General features: G+C 42.3%; 20 protein-coding genes. 9 read left to right on the forward strand and 11 right to left on the reverse strand.

Annotated elements, in window-relative coordinates:
- Nucleotides 1–224 precede the first annotated feature (224 nt).
- The 5 genes from NBH15_RS01640 to NBH15_RS01660 all read right to left on the reverse strand — a co-directional run bounded on the left by NBH15_RS01640 (nucleotide 225) and on the right by NBH15_RS01660 (nucleotide 6,285).
- On the reverse strand, nucleotides 225–1,427 hold the full coding sequence (locus NBH15_RS01640; RefSeq protein ID WP_250821838.1) for a FecR family protein: 1,203 nt from the start codon (nucleotides 1,425–1,427) through the stop codon (nucleotides 225–227).
- A gap of 123 nt (nucleotides 1,428–1,550) precedes the next feature.
- Nucleotides 1,551–2,561 carry a 2-oxoacid:ferredoxin oxidoreductase subunit beta gene (locus tag NBH15_RS01645; protein ID WP_250821839.1) on the reverse strand — a complete coding sequence of 337 codons (1,011 nt, stop codon included), beginning with the start codon at nucleotides 2,559–2,561 and terminating at the stop codon, nucleotides 1,551–1,553.
- Between the two features lie 3 nt (nucleotides 2,562–2,564).
- A complete protein-coding gene (locus NBH15_RS01650; RefSeq protein ID WP_122326754.1) occupies nucleotides 2,565–4,418 on the reverse strand; it encodes a 2-oxoacid:acceptor oxidoreductase subunit alpha in 1,854 nt (617 codons plus the stop codon).
- Between the two features lie 87 nt (nucleotides 4,419–4,505).
- Nucleotides 4,506–5,717 (reverse strand): alanine dehydrogenase, encoded by a 1,212-nt coding sequence (locus NBH15_RS01655; protein WP_250821840.1) that lies wholly within the window; start codon nucleotides 5,715–5,717, stop codon nucleotides 4,506–4,508.
- Between the two features lie 46 nt (nucleotides 5,718–5,763).
- Nucleotides 5,764–6,285 (reverse strand): shikimate kinase, encoded by a 522-nt coding sequence (locus tag NBH15_RS01660; protein WP_122326753.1) that lies wholly within the window; start codon nucleotides 6,283–6,285, stop codon nucleotides 5,764–5,766.
- A 113-nt stretch (nucleotides 6,286–6,398) separates the two neighbouring features.
- Between NBH15_RS01660 and NBH15_RS01665 the strand changes: the two genes are divergently transcribed.
- Nucleotides 6,399–7,034: a ribonuclease H1 domain-containing protein gene (locus NBH15_RS01665; protein ID WP_250821841.1), complete on the forward strand. Its 636-nt coding sequence runs from the start codon at nucleotides 6,399–6,401 to the stop codon at nucleotides 7,032–7,034.
- Nucleotides 7,035–7,061: 27 nt separating this feature from the next.
- Here the strand turns inward: NBH15_RS01665 and NBH15_RS01670 are convergent, their stop codons facing one another.
- Nucleotides 7,062–7,922 (reverse strand): hypothetical protein, encoded by an 861-nt coding sequence (locus tag NBH15_RS01670; RefSeq protein ID WP_250821842.1) that lies wholly within the window; start codon nucleotides 7,920–7,922, stop codon nucleotides 7,062–7,064.
- Nucleotides 7,923–7,943: 21 nt separating this feature from the next.
- On the reverse strand, nucleotides 7,944–9,236 hold the full coding sequence (locus tag NBH15_RS01675; protein WP_250821843.1) for a nucleotide sugar dehydrogenase: 1,293 nt from the start codon (nucleotides 9,234–9,236) through the stop codon (nucleotides 7,944–7,946).
- Between the two features lie 209 nt (nucleotides 9,237–9,445).
- Between NBH15_RS01675 and NBH15_RS01680 the strand changes: the two genes are divergently transcribed.
- From NBH15_RS01680 to NBH15_RS01695, 4 genes are read left to right on the forward strand one after another with little or no spacing between them, the layout of a single operon-like run.
- Nucleotides 9,446–10,171, forward strand: a complete 726-nt coding sequence (locus NBH15_RS01680; RefSeq protein WP_250821844.1) for a glycosyltransferase — start codon at nucleotides 9,446–9,448, stop codon at nucleotides 10,169–10,171.
- Nucleotides 10,152–10,937: a polysaccharide deacetylase family protein gene (locus tag NBH15_RS01685; RefSeq protein ID WP_250821845.1), complete on the forward strand. Its 786-nt coding sequence runs from the start codon at nucleotides 10,152–10,154 to the stop codon at nucleotides 10,935–10,937. The genes NBH15_RS01680 and NBH15_RS01685 overlap by 20 nt, the downstream gene beginning before the upstream one ends.
- Nucleotides 10,921–12,138: a glycosyltransferase family 87 protein gene (locus NBH15_RS01690; protein WP_250821846.1), complete on the forward strand. Its 1,218-nt coding sequence runs from the start codon at nucleotides 10,921–10,923 to the stop codon at nucleotides 12,136–12,138. Before NBH15_RS01685 ends, NBH15_RS01690 begins: the two co-directional genes overlap by 17 nt.
- A 58-nt stretch (nucleotides 12,139–12,196) precedes the next feature.
- A complete protein-coding gene (locus NBH15_RS01695; protein ID WP_046145735.1) occupies nucleotides 12,197–12,964 on the forward strand; it encodes a DUF5672 family protein in 768 nt (255 codons plus the stop codon).
- Nucleotides 12,965–13,015: 51 nt separating this feature from the next.
- Here the strand turns inward: NBH15_RS01695 and NBH15_RS01700 are convergent, their stop codons facing one another.
- Nucleotides 13,016–13,714 (reverse strand): glycosyltransferase family 32 protein, encoded by a 699-nt coding sequence (locus tag NBH15_RS01700; protein WP_046145736.1) that lies wholly within the window; start codon nucleotides 13,712–13,714, stop codon nucleotides 13,016–13,018.
- A gap of 222 nt (nucleotides 13,715–13,936) precedes the next feature.
- Between NBH15_RS01700 and NBH15_RS01705 the strand changes: the two genes are divergently transcribed.
- Nucleotides 13,937–14,809, forward strand: coding sequence for an FkbM family methyltransferase (locus NBH15_RS01705; RefSeq protein ID WP_009860681.1), 873 nt, complete (start codon nucleotides 13,937–13,939; stop codon nucleotides 14,807–14,809).
- Nucleotides 14,810–14,822: 13 nt separating this feature from the next.
- The gene (locus tag NBH15_RS01710; RefSeq protein ID WP_009860680.1) at nucleotides 14,823–15,584 is read left to right on the forward strand and encodes a glycosyltransferase; all 762 of its coding nucleotides are present in this window, start codon (nucleotides 14,823–14,825) and stop codon (nucleotides 15,582–15,584) included.
- Here the strand turns inward: NBH15_RS01710 and NBH15_RS01715 are convergent.
- The 3 genes from NBH15_RS01715 to NBH15_RS01725 form a co-directional block, all read right to left on the reverse strand.
- On the reverse strand, nucleotides 15,572–16,489 hold the full coding sequence (locus NBH15_RS01715) for a lipopolysaccharide kinase InaA family protein (RefSeq protein ID WP_046145737.1): 918 nt from the start codon (nucleotides 16,487–16,489) through the stop codon (nucleotides 15,572–15,574). The genes NBH15_RS01710 and NBH15_RS01715 overlap by 13 nt on opposite strands.
- Nucleotides 16,486–17,517, reverse strand: coding sequence for a glycosyltransferase family 9 protein (locus NBH15_RS01720; RefSeq protein WP_046145738.1), 1,032 nt, complete (start codon nucleotides 17,515–17,517; stop codon nucleotides 16,486–16,488). Before NBH15_RS01720 ends, NBH15_RS01715 begins: the two co-directional genes overlap by 4 nt.
- 805 nt (nucleotides 17,518–18,322) lie before the next feature.
- Nucleotides 18,323–18,928 (reverse strand): DUF4254 domain-containing protein, encoded by a 606-nt coding sequence (locus NBH15_RS01725; RefSeq protein ID WP_046145740.1) that lies wholly within the window; start codon nucleotides 18,926–18,928, stop codon nucleotides 18,323–18,325.
- A 149-nt stretch (nucleotides 18,929–19,077) separates the two neighbouring features.
- Between NBH15_RS01725 and pdxB the strand changes: the two genes are divergently transcribed.
- Together pdxB and NBH15_RS01735 are read left to right on the forward strand one after the other, a co-directional pair.
- Nucleotides 19,078–20,181: a 4-phosphoerythronate dehydrogenase PdxB gene (gene pdxB, locus NBH15_RS01730; RefSeq protein ID WP_250821847.1), complete on the forward strand. Its 1,104-nt coding sequence runs from the start codon at nucleotides 19,078–19,080 to the stop codon at nucleotides 20,179–20,181.
- A 22-nt stretch (nucleotides 20,182–20,203) separates the two neighbouring features.
- The gene (locus NBH15_RS01735; protein WP_250821848.1) at nucleotides 20,204–21,403 is read left to right on the forward strand and encodes an MFS transporter; all 1,200 of its coding nucleotides are present in this window, start codon (nucleotides 20,204–20,206) and stop codon (nucleotides 21,401–21,403) included.
- Nucleotides 21,404–21,637 lie beyond the last annotated feature (234 nt).

Below are 21,637 nucleotides of genomic sequence, written 5' to 3' on the forward strand. Positions count from 1 at the left end.
TCCAGGAATTGGAGAATCGTTTATTTACCATATCTTTGTATTGATTTTTAAATGGTTATTTTCAACTAGTTAATTTAGAGATCCAACCGGATAACATGGCAGTGTTATCCGGTTTTGTTAGTATTTACAGATCTGTCATTTTTCCATCCGAGCTTTTTCCATAGGCTTTCCAATTTAAGTTGTTAATATATATGTTAAAAAATAATAACCTAATATACAATCTTTTATCTGCCTTCTTTGACTACTATATACTCTTCATCTATTTTCTTATAGAGAATCGGGGCTGTTTGGCTCAGCCCATCCAGGACAACCTCCAGATCCTCCTGCATATCAAGTTTTCCCGAGCATTTTAAATCTGCCACATCAGATTTATAGCTGATCTTTTTTCCATAGTAACGGGATAAACGATCCAGGATTACTGACAAATGTTCACTTCTGTATGTATATAACCCATCTTTCCATAAAATATAATCATTCACATTAACCTCCTTTATGTCACATTCTCCCTGGTTATAAGAGAACATTCTGTTAGGTTCCAAACGGAAATCTTCGTCATCCTTAGTATCCACCTGTACAGCCCCTGTAACCAGGACAACTGAAGAAGATTCGTCCGTTTCGTATGCCATTACATTAAAAGAAGTACCCAAAACCTGTACATCCATCTCTTTCGTTTTTACGATAAAAGGCCTTTTTTTATCCGGTGTCACTTCCAGAAAAACTTCGCCATTTACATAGATCTCCCTTTTTTTATCAGCGAATGTAACCGGGTACACAATCCGGCTGCCGGCATTCACCCAGAGTTTAGTCCCATCTTCTAAAATCAGGGTGGAACGTTTTCCATTCGGGACAATCAACTGATTAAACTCAGACAACCGTTTAGAGGAATTGGCAGAATTCAAAGATACATCAGCAATCTTTTCCGAATTAACGGCCACTGTCCCTTTCGCATCATATTCGATTTGAGATTCCTGTCCGCTAATCGGAATCTGCTTGTCGAATAAAACCACTTGTATCTCTCCCTCATCCGGAGTAACAGCCATTTCCCGGGCAACAGCTTCTACATCCGGAGTCTTATTTACATTGGTATATATATATGAAATAGAGAATATAATCAAAACAGCGACACTAGCGGCAGCCATCCACATAAAAGAACGAAAGCGACGGCTACGCTGCAGTTGCAGAATCTTATTCGAATCCTTGATCTTTGTCCATAATAAATCCTGCCGTTCATTAGTTATTTGTTCTTTTTTCACCTTTATGGAACGCAAAAAGAATATAGCCAACTGATATTCCTGTTCATCCAACCCGTCTACAACCTGTCCTTTCCAGAAATTGATCGTATCCAACGTCGGAGAAGTATTGGACTCGATAAAAAAATCATCTTCCAACAATTTTTCCGCAGTATATTTTGTATAATCTTTATTCATTGTTCCAATAACGTTTTTCTTTCAAAACACAGGTTTCGATCATTTATACTCACTTTTTCTTATAAAAATAAAAAGGGATGACCATATGATCACCCCTCCTATTCCAGTTATTATAATAAAATCTTATTTCACTTCCCAAACTTCACCCTTCATTAAGAAGTCTTTCAGTTTACGGGTAGGATTCTTTGCCTGTACCTCTTCGATCTGTTGATGAACGGCTTCATCATATACCGGAGCATCCACATCGCGGATAACACCTAGGGCAATAGGCATATCATCTTTCATCATAGCCAGCATCATATGAAGTGTCGTATCTTTTTCATGGGCATCATGAACCAGCACATCATCCATTGTATAGCCACCTTCACCGATCGTAACGGCTTTCAGTTTAAGACCATCCAACACAAGACCTTTGTTACCTTCTTTTCCGAAAATCATCTTTTCGCCGTGGCGAAGGAAGATGGTACGGTCTGCACGATATTCCTTATCAACGATACTCTTATGAATGCCGTCATTGAAAATTACACAGTTCACCAGCACTTCCGTGACAGAAGCACCTTTATGGCGTGCAGAAGCAGCCAATACTTCAGTTGTATTCTTCAAATCCACATCGATCACCCGGGCAAAGAAGTTTCCGCGTGCTCCCAAAGCCAGTTCAGCTGGGATAAACGGGTCTTCCACTGTTCCGTAAGGAGAACTCTTGGAAACGAAACCTCGTTCGGAAGTCGGGGAATATTGTCCTTTGGTCAGACCATAAATTTTATTGTTGAACAGAACAATGTTCAGGTCGACATTACGACGTATGGCATGGATAAAATGGTTACCACCGATAGCCAGACAGTCACCGTCACCGGTGATCAGCCAGACACTCAGGTCGGGACGGGCAGTCTTCACACCTGTTGCTATCGCAGCACCACGTCCGTGGATGGTATGGAAACCGTATGTATTCATATAATAAGGTAAGCGGGAAGAACACCCGATACCCGAGATAACGGCCATATTATGAGGAGCCACTCCTACTTCCGCCATCGCTTTGTGTAAGCAGTTCAATACGGCATGGTCTCCACAACCCGGACACCAACGTACATACTGGTCGCTTTTATAATCTTTCGGTTCGAATTTTATATCTGTCATTTTTTAAGCCTCCAATATTTTAGTGAATTCCTCAACTAATCTCGCAACAACGAAAGGCTGTCCTTTCACCCGGTTGAATCTGTACGGATTGAATCCGGGAACTTTACCACGCAGGTAGTTGGCAAACTGTCCGTTATTCTGTTCGGCAACAACCACTTTCTTATATTTGGAAAGTACCTCTGCCGTATTTTTCGGAAGCGGACTGATAAATTTGAAGTGGGCCAAAGCTACTTTCTTGCCTTGTTCATGCATTGTTTCCATTGCTTCATACAGATGACCGTATGTACCACCCCAGCCTACCAGCAGCAGGTCGGCATCGGGATCTCCGAGCACTTCCAGTTCCGGGATAAAATCAGCAATTTTGTCGATCTTTGCCTGGCGGGTGGTAACCATCTTCTGATGGTTGATAGGATCGGTCGAGATAGCACTTGTATCGTAATCTTTCTCCAGACCTCCCAAACGGTGTGCAAATCCTTCCATACCCGGGATAGCCCAGTAACGAACCTGTGTATCTTTATCACGACGATATGCCTTCCAGGGCTTTTCTCCCTGATAGTTGGACACGTAGTTCGGTTTGATTTCCGGATAGTTGTCCAGATCTGGTAATTTCCAGGCAGACGAACCGTTTGCAATGAAAGCATCCGTCATCAGGATAACCGGAGTCATATGTTCTACAGCCAACTTACCAGCCCAGTAAGCAGCATCGAAACAGTCTGTCGGAGTAGAAGCGGCAATCACTACCAACGGACTTTCACCGTTACGTCCGTAAAGCGCCTGCATCAGGTCGGTCTGTTCACTCTTTGTCGGCATACCTGTTGATGGACCTCCACGCTGTACGTCGATGATAACCAACGGCAATTCTGCTATTACAGCCAGACCGATCGCTTCACTCTTCAACGCCAAACCCGGACCGGAAGTCGATGTAGCAGCCAGACAACCGGCAAAACTACCACCGATAGCCGTACAAATACCGGCAATTTCATCTTCGGCCTGAACGGTAATTACGCCCAAATCTTTCCGTTTAGATAATTCATGCAAAATATCAGTCGCCGGAGTAATAGGATAACTACCCAGGAAAAGTTGCAGGCCGGCTTTTTCGGCAGCAGCAATCAGACCGTAGGAAGTAGCCTTATTTCCATTCACATCCGTATAGAATCCCGGTTCAGCTTTCTTACTTTCAATACGATAAGTAGAAACTGACGCATGGATATTGTGACCATAGTTATAACCGTCTGTCAACGCCTTGATATTAGCCTGTGCGATCACCGGCTTCTTGGCGAATTTATTCTGGAGCATGTTCATGGCTTCTTCCAGAGGACGGTCAAACAACCAGCAAACAAGGCCCAGGGCAAACATATTCTTTGAACGGAGCGCAGACTTGTTATCCAGGCCAAACTCTGCCAAACCGTCTTTCACCATCGTAGAGATCGGGGCAGCGACAACCTGCACACTGTTCAGCCCCAGTTCTTTAAACGGATCGTCCGTTGTGTACAAAGCCTTATCCAGATCACTCTTCTTGAATGAATCGGTATCGATAATAACAATTGCATTTGGCTTGATATTCTTCACATTCACTTTCAGAGCGGCGGGATTCATAGCGACTAAAACGTCCGCCTTATCACCAGGAGTAAAAATTTTACGTGACCCCAGATGCACCTGGAATCCTGATACACCACTCAGTGTTCCCTGAGGAGCACGTACTTCCGCCGGATAGTCGGGAAATGTAGAAATCTCATTTCCAAAAATAGCCGACAGATTAGAAAAGATCGTTCCGGTTAACTGCATACCGTCTCCGGAGTCACCCGAAAAACGGATCACAACCTTCTCCAACGTTGTTACTTTTGTTTGTTCTGCCATAATTATTTATATTAGCTTAATCGCTTGTTTGTAGTTAGATTTCCGCAAAGTAAAGAATAAACTTGGCTAGTTCAAAACTTTTGAGGCTTAAAAAGCAGAAAGATATAGATCCAGGTTATTTGATGATAAATTAAAATGATTAGACACGTAATTGTTTACAGGTTTCCCACAATACATGTAAACACCTGAACGAAAGCCATCATCCGACTTTATCATATTCTGGACTGTCCCGGCATCTCCCAAAGCAAGAAAGATGGGTACAAATATATTACTGAAAGCCATCGAGGTGGTACGTGCCACCCGATTACTTATATTAGGTATACAATAATGTAATACACCGTATTGCTCAAAAACGGTCGGATCGGATTTAGCCAGGCAGCAGGTTGTCTCGAAACACCCCCCCTGACTGATACGCAAATCAATCACCAGAGAACCCCGTTTCATAGTCCTGACCAGTTCTTCCGCAATCACATAACGGTAACGTGTATTGATATACCGCATAGCTCCGATCACTACATCCGCCGAACAGAAAGCATTATGCAACACATTCGGATGAAAAGTCGAAGTAAACAAACCTTGCCCCAATACTTGCTGAATCGTGCGCAGCTTGTTGATATCATCATCGAAAACCTTAACGGATGCACCTAGCGCCAAAGCAGCACGGGCAGCCACGGTTCCTGCATTTCCGGCACCGACGATCACAATCTCAGTCGGTGACACTCCGGGGATTCCTCCCAGCAAAATACCTTTTCCTCCCTGGGTATTACTCAGCAATTCGGAAGCAATGGTAATAGAAGCTGTCCCTTCTATCTCTGAAATAACATTCAGGACAGGACACCTTTTCTGATCGTCCGACATCAGTTCATAAGCGATTGCCGTAATGCGTTTGGCCATCATCAGTTCAAAAGCGTCCTGAGCAAACAGATTGAGTTGCACCATGGAAAAGACAGTAGAACGAGGTTTCATCAACAGGATTTCCTGGGGTAAAGGAGGAAGTATCTTCAGAATAATATCAGCCTGGAAAACTTCGGCCGGAGTAGCAACAATCTCGGCACCAGCCTCGGAATAGTGATTATCGGAGTAATTGATCCCCAAACCGGCACCCGACTCTACCAATACGCGATGTCCGCGATCGGTCAGCATGTCTACAGCCTCAGGAGTAAGCGCAAGCCGCTTTTCCCCCTCTTTCCGTTCACAAGGGATACCAATCAGTAAACGATTACCTACCTTATTCAATTCCTTCAACAGTTCCTGGGTAATATATGAACCTTGAAGCTGTTTGTCTCCTGTTGCTTCCATAATACGATTCCACGGCCGGCAATTCCTAACTGCCTTACATTATATATTATACTATTTTTTCCAATGCTTCCGAAATCTCATGCACATCCGTTTCCGTCAACATCACTTCGGCATCAAACACGATTGAAGCTTTCATATAATGGGGAGTTCTTTTCTCCAGGCTTTCGGCAATAAATGCAACCAACTCATCACCGGAGCGTCCTTTCAGTACGGGGCGAGTCGATTTACAGATTTCAAGACGTTTAGCCAACTCTTCCACCGACACCTTCAAATAAACGGTTGAGCCTGTTTCGTTCATAAACTCCATATTGTCAAAAAAGCAGGGAGCACCGCCACCAGTGGAGATCAGTACATCTTCAAACATGGCCACTTCGTGGAGCATCCGCCGTTCAATATCGCGAAAAGCCTCCTCCCCTTTTTCTGCAAATATCTGCCCGACCGTTCTATGGTAGCGGGCTTCTATGTAACAGTCCAAGTCAATAAAAGAGAGTCCCATTCGTTTGGCCAGGTCTTTGCCGACCGTCGTCTTTCCGGCTCCCATATAACCTATCAAAAAAATACGCTTCATCTCGTATATGATTGTTTACCGCAAATGTAAAGTTTTTTTTCTTCATTACTTTTCTTTCAATAGAAAAGTAACAAAATATTACCTTTGCAAATCATATCCGAAGAATACAGAAGATGGCGAAGAACAAATATTATGTCGTGTGGAAAGGACTTAACCCAGGTGTTTACGACAACTGGGCAGAGTGTAAAATGCAGGTGGAAGGACAAGAAGGAGCGAAATACAAATCGTTCGAAACCCGCGAAGAGGCCGTTGAAGCCTTTGAGAAAGGATATACGCATTACCTGAAAACTGCTTCGTCAGCCAAAGCTGCCGCCAATCTGGCACCGAAAGCACCTGTCGGAAAACCGATCAACGAAAGCCTGGCAGTAGACGCCGCCTGTAGCGGTAATCCGGGGGATATGGAATACCGGGGTGTTTACACAGCCACCGGACAAGAGATTTTCCATATCGGACCTTTGAAAAAAGGGACAAACAACGTCGGCGAGTTTCTGGCACTCGTTCATGGCCTGGCACTGTTAAAGCAGAAAGGAAGCAACCTGCCTATTTATTCGGATAGCCGTAACGCTATCAGCTGGGTCAAAAAGAAGAAATGCAAGACTCTGCTGGAACGTGAACCTGTCAACGAACAAATCTTCGATCTGATCGAACGTGCCGAGAAATGGCTGAACACAAACACCTATTCTACAACGATCCTGAAATGGGAGACTTCGGTATGGGGGGAAATTCCGGCTGATTTCGGACGGAAATAACAGAAAAATCCTCCTTCAAGATCGTTTTCAGAAACAGCGGATATAGGCCAACGAAAAACTATCGTAAAGATAATCTTGTATACCGTGTTTATAACCAAAAGAGATAATGTTCTTTTTTATCTCATAATTGAGTTTTGAGCGGACAATCATCGGTTTGTCCCCGTCTCCTCTGTATCCCTTTATGCCTGTATAGTCACAATTCAATGTAAAACCACGATAAGTAGCCTGTGCCCCTATCGCATATGTCAAAGCATCATTCTGCCGATGTATCAAATCGTTCGTCATCCAACAGTAAAAACCGGCCATTCCCTGTAAACGGACAGAAGCATTTTTTTCCGGATTCTGCCACAACGTCCGTCCGATATTACAATCGAACCAATAAGCTGCCGCATCTGTATAACGGGCATCACACAAACGTCCCCCACTGGCTGTTCTCAGAGTTGCATTTACCACGATATCCACCCATTTCTCACTTTTCAGCACCTGATAATGGCAACTCAATATAAAATCCCCATGACAAGGGATCGGAGATTTCACTTCAACAGCATTACGCTCGTCACGCACTTCCGGTGATGTTTCGTACCATTCCTGAATCACCCCGTAAAGCGATACTCCGGCACGTCCCTTAGCTATAGGGATATACAAACGGGCAAAAACATCTTTCGTCTTATCCCCCGTCATTTTATGATATTCACCTCTTAATTCGACCTCCCAGTGCGGAGATAACTTCCCGCCCATCAATTCCGGAAAAGGGAAGGCATTCGCTCCAAAATAACGGGGAGAATACTTTAACAAGGGTATTTTATCCCTCCAATCTGCATTGGCAGGAAAGATTGTAAAAAAGCTACAGCAAAAAACAAGGAAGGAAAAAAGTATGTTTGTTTTCATTCTATATGTTGTGGATTTAATTTACAGCCGATCGTCCACCCATTCCGGATTCAGACAACCTTTTACATCATATACTACGTGATTTTCACTGACAAGCGACGGGATGTCAAGTTCCAGAAATTCTTTATGAGCCACAGCCAGTACAATCACATCATACTTCCTGCCTTTGGATAAAGAGCCGGTCAACTCTATTCCGTATTCATCCCGGACTTCTTCCGCACGAGCCCAAGGATCATACACGGAGACATTGATGCCGTAATCTTTCAATACACGGACAACATCCCCTACTTTTGTATTCCTCACATCCGGACAATTTTCCTTGAATGTAAAACCCAGCACCAGCACTTCCGCATTCTTAACCGGTACATCCTTTTTAATCATACATTTCACCACACGGTTAGCTATATATTCGCCCATCGTATCATTGATACGACGCCCATACAGGATCAGACCGGGATGATATCCGTAATCCTGCGCTTTCCGGATCAGGTAATAAGGGTCGACACCAATGCAGTGACCTCCAACCAGCCCCGGTCTGAACGGCAGAAAGTTCCATTTCGTTCCGGCAGCAGCCAACACTTCGTTTGTATCTATATCCAACAGATGAAAAATTTTAGATAACTCGTTTACAAAAGCAATATTAATATCCCGCTGCGTATTTTCAATCACTTTAGATGCTTCTGCCACGCGGATACTGGATACCGGAAATGTTCCGGCAGTAATTACAGAACGGTATAGCGCATCTACCTTCTCCGCCGCATCCGGTGTGGAGCCGGAGGTTACTTTCATAATTTTCTCTACCGTATGTTCCTTATCCCCCGGATTGATACGCTCAGGAGAATAGCCGGCAAAAAAGTCTTCATTATATACCAATCCTGAAGTCTTTGTAAGAATCGGAACACATTCCTCTTCTGTAATACCCGGACAAACAGTTGATTCATAGATAACAATATCACCTTTTGATAATACGCGCCCAACTGTTTCACTGGCCTTATATAAAGGTGTCAAATCCGGACTATGATGACTATCTACAGGAGTAGGCACAGCTACTATAAAATAATTACATGACTGAAGATCAGAAGGAGCAGATGTAAAATAGAGTCCTGTTTCATCAAATTCCGGCAAGTGAGACAATAAAACAGATTTCAGTTTTCTGTCAGAGACTTCCATCGTTATATCCTGCCCTTTCTTTAAGGCCTCAACCCGGTCCTGCTTAATGTCGAAACCAACAACCGGATATCTGGTTGCGAACAAATGCGCTAACGGTAACCCGACATATCCCAGGCCAATAATTGCAACCTTTATATTTTCCATTTATTTTATTCTTCTTTTCCGTTCTGAAATGATAGGCAAAGATACAACTTATTTCTGTATATTTATTTATACACCAACACTGTAAACGTCTGTCAATATCCGTACAAATTAGTTTAAACATCAATACAAGTAATTTAATATCATATCTTTGTATCAGATATTTACGTAGAGCATCTGTTTACCTATAGAGTTGATTAAAGAAATAGAAGATGAATTGCAGAGCAGATATTGATCTTATTTTACCTTGCTATAACCCACCTTCCGGCTGGGAGCAAAAGGTTATCAGGAAATTCAAAGAGATACAATCCTTGTTTAATCCTGTAAATTTTCACTTGCTTATTGTCAGTGACGGTTCTAAACGCGGATACGAACCGGAAGTAGTTGCCGCATTAAAAAACGGAATCCCCGGAGTCCAAGTAATTGACTATCGTCCCAACAGAGGAAAAGGATATGCTCTGCGTGAAGCCGTGCAGCATTGTCAATCGGAATATATCATATATACCGACTATGACTTTCCCTACACAGATAGTTCTTTCAGACAAGTAATCAACACATTACTCAACGGAGCAGATATCGTTGTTGCCATAAGAGACAGGAATTACCAAAAAAATTTACCGCCTTTCCGGAGATTTCTTTCCGAATCGTCCCATTTATGCAACGCAGTTTTCCTTCGTTTAAAAATACGTGATACTCAAGGCGGACTCAAAGGATTCAACCGCTCAGGCAAAACGATTTTTTTATCAACAAAAGTTAATAGCTTCTTGTTTGATACTGAATTTATATACAAGGCACAACGAAAAAAAATGAATATACAGGCTGTACAATCCCATATCAGAGACGGCTTAACTGTCTCTGATATGGGATTTAAAGTGCTCAAACGTGAAATGGTAAACTTTTTTTCAATTTTACTCAGCAATGATACTACTCAGTTTTGATATTGAAGAATTCGATCTCCCGCTGGAACATGGGATAGAAGTGCCATTTGAACAACAAATGGCTGTATCTGTCGAAGGAACCAAAGAGATATTGGCTTGCCTTAAAAAACACCAGGTACATGCTACATTCTTCTGCACGGTCAATTTCGCAGTTCACGCTCCTGAAATCATCAAGAGTATCCTACAGGACGGTCATGAGATCGCCTCACACGGATACCATCACTCTTCATTTGAAATTGAAGATCTGAGACGTTCACGCGAATTTCTCGAGCAACAAACCGGGCAATCCGTAAAAGGATTCCGTATGGCACGTATGATGCCGATCGATGAAAAAGAAATAAAAAAAGCAGGATATACATATAATTCTTCATTAAACCCGACATGTATTCCGGGAAGATACAACCACCTGGATAAACCCCGCACGTGGTTTTACAAAGATGACGTCCTACAACTTCCTGCATCTGTTTCTCCTGTTTTCCGTTTTCCTCTATTCTGGCTGGCCTACCATAACCTCCCGGCTAAAGTCTATCGGTGGTTATTTCAGAGAACGTTGAAACACGATGGCTACATTGTTACTTATTTTCACCCCTGGGAATTTACCAATCTGAAAAAATGGAATTTACCATTTATCATAACCAATCATTCGGGAGAAGGTATGATAAAACGATTGGACGATTTGATATCCTTCTCTATAAAAAAGGACTATACTTTTATGACCTTTTCTTCATTTCAACAAAACATAATACAAAATGGGAATAGTAAGTAGCAGACCTCAAATAAACAGTAAACTCAAATTTGTAACCTCCTTTCTACATAATCCTAAATTTAAAGAAAACAAAACTATTCTTGCAATATGGCTGGTTACAGCAGCAATTACAGTCATAGCCAAGTTGATTATCGGAAAGTTCAACAATTACAAGATATTTGAAGGTGTTTACAATCACGCGATACACGGACTCACATTATACGGTCCTTATCCTGAAGAATATGGCGACGTCAATCTTTACGGAATCATATTCAGTTTTATCATTTCACCTTTTGCCATTCTCCCCCAGTGGTTGGGAATGGTATTATGGGTAATGGCCAATACAGCCCTGCTATTTTACGCCATACAGCAACTCCCCCTGTCAAAAAATCAAAAAGCGATAATATGCTGGACTGCTTATATCGAATTGATAACAGCCCAGTTAGTCCAGCAATTCAATATATCTGTCGCTGCCTTTATCCTGTTGGCCTTTGCTTTTATCGAAAAGAAAAAAGACTTTTGGGCAGCATTTGTCATATTGCTCGGTACATTTGTAAAAATATATTCAATTGTCGGACTGGCTTTCTTCTTTTTCTCAAAACACAAGATAAAATTCTTACTATCTTGTTTATTCTGGACGATCCTTTTATTCATATTCCCGATTCCTTTCTTTGGATTGGAATATACGATGAGCCAGTATCAGGATTGGTTTATAGCCATCACTGAGAAAAACTCACATAATATGTTCGCCATTTCACAGAATATATCTTTACTGGGATTAGTCAGAAGAGTATCCGGAAATCCTGATTACAGCGACTTATGGCTGATAGTTCCCGGACTCATTTTATTTTTTATTCCATATCTGCGTATCAGGCAATACAAAAGTCTCTCTTTCCGTTTCCTGCTACTAGCCAATGTACTGCTTTTCACAGTCTTGTTCAGTTCCGGAAGCGAGGCTAGTTCTTATGTAACGGCCATGCTTGGAGTAGGTATCTGGTATGTCAACTCACCTGCTTCAAATAAAAAACTGAACTATTGGTTGCTTATACTAACCATTATCGTCGTCGCTATTTCTACAACGGAATTAACACCTCCCTTTTTCCGAAGGGCTATAGTTCATCCATATGTAGTAAAGTCATGGTTCTGTATTCTGGTCTGGTTAAAGATTTGTTATGAAATGATTTTTCTTACATTCGATCAGAAATCACTCAACCATGATTAGATCAAATTATTTAGTTTTAGTTATCTTTGGACGCAATAACAAGTTATAGTAGTAAATTGTGGAGTTAGTAAAAGTAATCATACCCATCTATAAAAATACGTTCACTGCGACGGAAAAACGTTCGTTGATGCAGGCATACGATATTTTAAAGGCTTATCCGCTGGTTGTAATAAAGCCCGAGTCTTTGGACCTTTCAGAACTACAGGCTGAATTTCCCAGATTGACATTTACGTCATTCGATGATGCTTATTTTAAAGGGATCAGTGGTTACAACCGGTTAATGCTTGCTTCCGTTTTTTACGAACGGTTCCTTGACAGCACTTATATACTGATCTACCAACTGGATGCCTTTGTTTTCCGGGATGAGTTAAAGGAATGGTGCAGCAAAGGCTATGATTACATCGGTGCTCCCTGGCTGCAAAAACCGGTATATCGCTTTCCCATTATCTCCACCATTATGCATCTGGCACATATCTACCACCGGCAAAAAGGAGAGCCATCCAAACAAGACCTCTACAACAAAATCGGGAACGGAGGATTATCATTACGCAAAACCGACAGCCACTACCGGGTAACCCGCGAACAGGCAGACCGTATCAATTTCTACCTGGCGCAAGACCGGCATCACCTCTATAATGAAGACGTGTTCTGGGCAACAGAAGCAACAGGGTTCATTTATCCGGAAGCTATGGAAGCAATCCGATTCGCCTTCGATAAATATCCGGCTTACTGTTATAAGCTGACAGGCGGACAGTTACCTTTCGGATGCCATTCATGGTATAAACGGAAAATGAAAAAGTTCTGGCAACCGATTATCCACTTTTAGATATTCCAAGCCGATAAGAGTCTTTTCAGACTCTCCGTATCCAATTTTTTTCTACCGTTTGAATAATGCAAAACGAACCACAAGGCATATATGCTTTAAAAATCGCTCAATTTTTCTACCGAAGCGACGTTTTCGCCAACTGCCATACACCTGATGGCAGGCAAAAGCCTCAGGATATCTGATTGTTTTACACGGAGAAACGTAGCAACTTGGATAGATAATTATATCATCTCCCAAACGCTGCTCGACATCTTCCCTCTTATATCCTTTTTTCTCAGCAATCATCGTCATAATCTTGGGTGAGATCAACATATCGAAAGCTCCGTCAGGCAATAGAAAATGACGTTGGTTGTAATATTCAAAAACCTCCTTACAATAAGCATTTCCCTGTTCTCCAATCAGGAAAGCAGCCTGTAAAAAAAGCGTACCCCACAGCTCATTAAACGTTGCAAAACCATGCTGAGGTATAAAAGAGTCGAAGCGTTTCTCTACAAGCATATCGCTATCCATGTATATTCCTCCCTCTTTATAAATCGCATAAAAACGTACAGCATCTGCCGCAAAAGCCCATTTCTTAGCATGCAATGCCTCTGCTATAAAATCACAGCCAATAGCCATCGCATCAGCATAGGTCCAGCGCCTTACCGTATAATCCGGCAATATTCGTTTCCAACTTGCCAAACAGATTTTTATTTCAACAGGAAAAGGATCATCACTAAACCAGCACAAATGAATTACTTTCGGAATCATACATATATAGTTTATAATATGAAAAGAATGCCTATCTCTTCTCTCTTTTACCCCACAAAGGTAGAGAATGGATTCTTAGTTGCAAAATATTCAGTAAGAATATGCACGCCTTCCAACCTACCATACAAAAGAAAATCATTATCTTTGTCCGGATATTATGTGCAGACAGAATTCATCTCATTCCAATAATAAATATAATAAACCTATCAAAACAGATCAATCATGTTCGCTTTATCTTCTTTTTACAAATGTCGGATTTTACCCCACGGCCTCCGCAGAAAATTATTCAGAAAAGTCATCCTGTCTTATTTCGATTCTCTTCCGCAAAATTCATTATCCAATGAGCAGAAAGAAGCAATCGGATACTTAAGATCACATCCTATAACAACATTTCTTTCATCATTTACGGAGCAGTACAAAGCGAAAGACATTCAGGTTTTCACGGATGACGACTCTCAGCTAAAATACGTCCTGCACGAAGAGAAAAGACTTTATTTCAAACGTAAATGGTCCGTAAAGCGGATACAGCGTGCCTACAACGCCCTGCAAGCAGAACAAGACATAGCTTCTCCTCACCGTTATACCGATGGAAATTTCAATGTTAAAGACAATGATATTCTATCAGATATCGGAGCTGCGGAAGGGAACTTTTCGCTCAGTGTAATAGATAAAGTACAACATGTTTATCTTTTTGAAACAGATAACGACTGGATAGAGGCTCTGGAAAAAACATTTGAACCCTGGAAAGAGAAAGTATCCATTATTCACAAATTTGTCGGAAATAAAGATACCGATACCTGCATAACTCTCGATTCGTTTTTCTCTGACGACTCCTCTGTGAATTTTATAAAAGCCGATGTTGAAGGAGCAGAACGAGATCTATTGTACGGGGCAAAACGTCTGATAAATGAAAATAAATCCATGCAAATTGCGTTATGTACTTATCACCGGCATGATGATGAAGTTGTATTAACGGACATATTGCAGGGTAACGGATTCAAAACAAGTTTTTCAAAAGGCTACATGATCTACACACACAATCATGACATGCAGCCCCCTTATTTACGCAGAGGATTAATCAGAGCATCTAAATAAATTATTACTCTATATGCTAAAGAAACTGACTACAGCCATCGCGAATTATTATTATTTCCTCAAAGGAAAGATAATACCATCCCACATATCAAACGGGAAGGACATCCCTATTATCATCAATAACTTCAACCGGTTGACAACACTCATCCAATTGACGGACAGTCTGACTTCAAGAGGATATACGCGTATTTATATATTGGATAACGCTTCAACCTACCCGCCTCTGCTGGAATATTACCAGACATGCCCCTTTACCGTATTCCGGCTTAAAGAGAACCTCGGATTCAAGGCTCTGTGGAAATCAGAGTTGAAGAAGAAATTTTGTAATGACTATTATATCTATACGGATTCAGATGTCATCCCCATAGCTGATTGTCCGGACGATTTCATCGATTATTTCCTGAAAGAACTGAAAGCGCATCCGTTTGCCCGCAAAATCGGTTTTTCATTACGGATCGATAATCTGCCGGATCAGTACGAGCATAAGCAAAAAGTAATTGACTGGGAAAAACAATACTATGCCCGTCCGACCGAAAACGGTTTATTCCGGGCTCCCATCGATACGACTTTCGCCCTTTACCGACCGCATGTCGGACTGAGCAGAAGCCGGTCGGTTGAGGCATACCGCACGGCATACCCTTATCAGGCTGAACATAAGCCATGGTATAACGATTCTAAAAATCTGTCGGAAGAAGAATCATATTATATCAGCCACTGCTCACAGATAACAGGCTGGACCTCCCAATCACAAAAAAAAGAGGATCAATCCTCCTGAGAGCTTTCAGGAAAGACTTTACGGAAATCAAACGGCAATATGCAAGAGGTATAAATCCGGATACGTTTTTTATGGAAACGATCTCGCACAGCCTTCGTGAAAAGAGGACAATGACTGAACAGATTCGCCATGACGTACTGGAAATAAGGTTGGGTAAACCAATTTCCACCCTCTTTCCTCCAGGCTTTACATGCCAGATGGGAAGCGTACTTTTTATAAACACGATCACTGTATTGATTAGTCTGCCGTACAAAAGAGTCCTCATCCAACCCGCGAATCCGTGCATATTCACAGGTGACACATGACAATGCTTCACGGGAAATGGCCAACCGTGAAAAGTTCCTGATCGCATCCTGTACTGTTATTTTCTTAAATTGCATCCGGTTGATATCTACCAGAGTGAAACGAAAAGTTTCCTGTTCCTTATAATACAGGATATTTCCCGGTGATAAATCTATATGAAAAATTCCAGCCTGATGCAGACTGGCTATAAAAACACCTAATGCAGTCAACAAGGTTTTATCCTTCAGCTGTCCGTTCATGTATTCCCGGATATCGGAAGCTCCGCTATACGCAGAAACACTATAGCTATGATTCAACAGGCCATGTTTATATTCTTCTATGTATCCAAGAGGTTCCGGCGTGTTGCTCCCCCGCTTCAATATCTCGAAAGCATATTCATACGAACGCCTGGCCTTTGATTTCCGGAATAACGTATAAACAACCCGATTGACAAAGAACGGGACCTTGAAACTCTTCACCACCAGTTCACATCCTTCGATATTAAACCGCTTCAACACGTTTCGTCCCTCATATATCGTGATTCCTTCCGTCTCAAAACGGTCGGATAAATGACAAAAAAAATCTGCCAGGAAAGGATATGCCGGATTCGTTACTACTTTCATTTCTGCAAGGTGGAATTTATCTTATCCACAATCATCTCCGGCGTAATCTGTGTCATGCACGCCCAATCCCCCCGGAAACAAGGCTTCTGGCCGAAGACTGAACAGGGACGACAAGGAAGATCGAGTTGAACGGCATTTTTCGGGTCCTGATGATAACCGTAAAATCCGGCATAGGGATGCGTTGCTCCCCAGACCGAAATCACTTTTGTATCGACCAGAGAAGCGAAATGCATATTGGCTGAGTCCATACAAAGCAATACGTCCAACCGGCTGATCAAGGCAAGTTCGTTATCCAGCGAATAACGGCCGACGACACTTTTTACACGCGGATACTGGAATGCCCATTGCTCCAAAACAGCTTCTTCATAACCACGACCTCCCAACAGAAAGATCGTATAATCTTCATTTTCCGACAAGCGAGCGACAACCTGTTCCATATCGTCCACCGGATAGATTTTTCCGCGATGCTTGGCAAACGGGGCAATTCCAATCCATTTACCGGTCTTTGTTCCGGCCACGGCTTCCATAGCCGACAAATCGGCCGGCTTCGATTCATAAAGGGATGTGAAAGTTTCCGTATAGTTCAGACCGGCAGCACGGAACACATCGGCATAGCGTTCTATCACCGGACGCAAGGGTTTCAGTTCCTTATGATTACGCTCGGTCAGCCGTTTCCGTTCCTTCCTTGCCTTATCAACAACATAAACCTTTTTCCCTTTTATCCGGAACATACCTCGGATAATCATGGTACGGATCACATTATGCAAATCCAATACGACATCATACTCATACTTGACCAACGCAGAGGCAAACCGGAGCAATCCGCCCAATGTCTTTTCTGCCGCCTTCGTATTGATACCGATCACGTCCACATTTGCCGGACGGTTCATAAAAACAGGTATCAGGAAAGCCTGCGTAAGTACAGTAAACGTATGTTGGGGGTTTGCTTTGGCGGCAGAGTAGATCACTGGAACCGTCATAGCAACATCGCCAATAGCAGAAAGTCTTATAACAAGTATTTTTGCCATGTAATGAATTAATACATTTTCATGATTCGTAACTTCTATCAATACTGTTCACAAAGATATAAATTATTTCCGGAATAAGTTATCTGAATTCATTACATGCCGTTGTCATATTGTCACGGCAATCATTGTTACGACAGGATATTATCGTATTTATCAAAATGTCAAATTATCCCTATCAGCAATAAGCTGTATGTAGTCCTGACCAGACACAGCACCTTTTATCTCACCCAGGAGAAGATAGCAAATATCCTTATTCAGACTTTCACTGCACAAATACATCCTTTTGATCTATCAATAGTCAATATTCATAAATGATGATATAAAAGACTAAATGAATATATGAATTAGATATTTAAACCCAATACAACTTTTCGCTTCATCTGGAATCTAAATCTGCTGTACAGCATAGTTTTTAAAGGGGAAAAGGCTCATCAAAAAAGTTTCACCGACTGAATTTAACAAATATTTCGTCTTAAATAAACCCTCATCTCATTTAAAATGAAAAAAAATTCGTTTTAAACGAGATGACAATTTATTTAAAACGGTGATTGGAAATTCATATAAATAGACACGATGTTAAATATTGTATACTAGACTCTCCTATTTCAATTATCCTGACAAACATTACAATCACAGCAACTGCCTAAAACAAGACAATAAGATATATTATTCCTAAAAACAACATCAATTTGCCATCAAGACCATTCAGTATAATTCGCTTTAGCGACAGAGAAAATCATCGAAACCAGGCAAAATACCCCATGCAGAGAGTCGCATAATAAGTATTTTGCCGTTTCATTCCGTTTTATTTTTTCCCGTACAACACAGGGTTTAATGCCGGGTCATTGTACATTTTCATTTGTTTATACACCTTCATGTACTTACGTCCTGCTTTTATATCAGCCAGTAGCTGGTCCAAAGCCGTTGACAGGTCAACCTTCTGTTCCAGCAACACGTTCAGCTTTTCTTCGCATTTCGCTTTATGCTCGGGAGTTGCATCGGGGCGGTTAGCCTCTTCGGCCATATGATAAATCTTCAATGTCAGGATAGACAACCGGTCGACCGCCCATGCCGGACTTTCCGTATTGATCGTCGCATCCGGCAATACTTTCACTTCTTTGTATTTATCCAGAAAGAAACTGTCGATCAATTCCACCAAGTCGGTACGATCCTGATTAGACTTGTCTATACGGCGTTTGATAGCCACTGCCTCCACCGGATCGATTGCCGGATTACGGATGATATCTTCCAGATGCCACTGTACCGCATCAATCCAGTTTTTCAAATAAAGATAAAACTCTATACTTTTTACCTCATACGGATTATGCATGGTTGCATCCACATCATCAGAAACATGATACGCTTTCGTAGCCTGTTCAAATATCCGGTAACACTGTTCGCTGAAATTCATAAATAATCGTTTTGCTTTCTGTAAATACTGTTGACAAAGGTAGAAAATCTTTTTCGATAATCTATCAATGGATATGCTGATTTCAAGCCATCACCTACCAGTCTATTCCGCAAATAATCTCTATCTTTGCCCTGCAAAAAGCATATAAAATGAAAATAGTAGCTGACAACACGGTCCCATACCTAAAAGGCGTAGCCGAACCAATCGCAGAAATAAAATACCTCAACTCAAACGAGTTTACTCCTTCAACCATCCACGACGCAGATGCTCTCATTGTACGAAGCATCGACAAATGTACGCGCGAATTGCTCCAAGGTAGCCGTGTCAAACTGATCACTACAGCGACTATCGGCTTCGATCATATCGACATAAAATATTGTGATGAAGTAGGTATCACCTGGAAAAATGCACCTGGCTGCAATGCTGTCTCGGTTGCACAATACGTATTGGCTTCACTTATCACGATAGCCCTTCGCAGAGGAGAAACGCTTCAAGGAAAAACGATCGGGATAGTCGGTGTAGGGCATGTCGGGAAAGAACTGGAAAAACTGTGTACGGCTTACGGTTTACATATCTTGCGTAATGACCCGCCACGAGCAGAAGAAGAGGGAGCGGCAGGATTCGTTTCGCTGGATACGATCGCAGAAGAAGCTGATATCATCACCTTCCATACACCGTTGACAAAAGAAGGACCTTTTGCAACCCGTCACCTTGCCAACGAAGTTTTTTTCAACAAAACACGTAAAAAGCCCTGGTTTGTAAATGCTTCAAGAGGAGCTGTACACGATACGACGGCATTGATAAAAGCTCTGAAATCAGGAAAAATCAGCGAAGCAGTGATAGATTGCTGGGAAAACGAACCGGCGATCGACCGGGAACTGTTAAGTCTTACAGCCGTTGCCACCCCCCATATTGCCGGATTCTCCGCTGATGGCAAAGCCAACGGGACTCGTACCTGCCTGGAAAATATCGAACGTTTCTTCGGTGTGAAAATAGAGAAATTAAGAGAAGTTATGCCGCCAGAGCCTGCCGATCCTGTTATCGATCTCGCTGGAGTGACGGAACATCGTATCGAACACGCAATACTTAAAAGTTTTAGTCCGCTTGGTGTAGACAGAGCACTGAGGGAAACGCCGGAAAAGTTCGAATGGTTCCGGGCAAATTATCATCATCCCCGGGAGTTTGCCGCTTATACGGTAAAGAACGCGACAACAGAAGAGCGGGAACTTTTTGATAAGTTAGGTTTCAAATAATACCATTCTACTATTCACTGCTATGGCGAAAGACAAGTTATTATCACCCGGTTTTTGCAACATATTAACGGCTAATTTTCTGCTGTTTTTTGCATTTTACCTGATACTGCCAATCCTGCCCTTCTATTTACAGGAACGGTTTATGACGGATAAGTCGATGATCGGGTTTATCCTGTCCTGTTATACGATAGCCTGTCTTTGTATCCGTCCGTTTTCCGGATATCTGCTGGATACCTTTGCCCGTCGCCCGTTATATCTACTGTCTTATGCTATATTTATGGTCATTTTCGCCGGATATATGATTGCCAGCGTGTTGAGTATTTTCATTGTGCTGCGTATTCTTCACGGATTCGCATTCGGGATGGTCACGGTATCGGGTAATACGATCGTGATCGACATTCTTCCTTCTTCACGTCGTGGCGAAGGAATTGGATATTACGGGATGGCGAATAATCTGGCAATGAGTTTCGGTCCGATGATCGGATTGTTCATGCATAACAGTTTCAGTTATGAAGTGATTTTCAGTTGCTCGCTGGTTTCCTGCTTCTTGGGATTTATCATGGCTTATCTGGTTAAAACGCCTTACAAGCAACCGGTAAAGAAAGAACCGATTTCGCTCGACCGCTTCTTCCTGGTAAAAGGCCTTTGGGCAGGAATATCACTACTAATGCTTTCCATTCCTTACGGGATGACAACCACCTATGTGGCAATGTATGCCGACGAGATCGGTATATCTGTCAATTCAGGACTTTATTTCACCTTTATGGCGATCGGACTCGCGACTTCCAGGCTGTTTTCCGGCCGGCAAGTAGATAAAGGGCGTATCACACTGGTTATTACATTGGGGATGTATCTGGCATGTGCCAGTTTCTTTGCGCTCGCTTCCCTCGATGCATTGATGAAATGGAATCCGACGTTCACTTCCTATTTATATATAGCCATCGCTTTATCACAAGGTGTTGCTTTCGGAACCATGTTCCCGGCATTCAACACCCTGTTTGTCAATCTGGCACCCAACAGCCAGCGCGGAACGGCAACTTCCACCTACCTCACTAGCTGGGATGTCGGTATCGGAATCGGATTAATGATCGGCGGAAGTATCGCACAGGAATTCGGTGGATTCAACCACGCTTATCTGTTTGGAGCCTGCCTGACAGTTTTATCCACTTTCTTTTTTATCTTCAAGGCTGGACCGCATTTCAACAGGAACAAACTGCGGTAGAGATTACCCAGTAAAAACGATATGCTTGGTAAGGGGAAAAGGATTTCCCCACCACAGTGGGGGTTTTTCCCCATATATGTGGGGCATATTCCCCATGCTTGTGGGGAACCCCCCCCATAGGCATGGGGAAAGTGGGGAACTCATCCCTCCTAAACTGGTATACTGCCCCCCTTTTCAAACAATTTGGTGTGGTTGCCCTGGCATTATTCTGTCAACGTGGGAATTTCGCAATTT

It is taken from the genome of Parabacteroides caeci (genome assembly GCF_023656795.1).
GTDB lineage: Bacteria > Bacteroidota > Bacteroidia > Bacteroidales > Tannerellaceae > Parabacteroides > Parabacteroides segnis.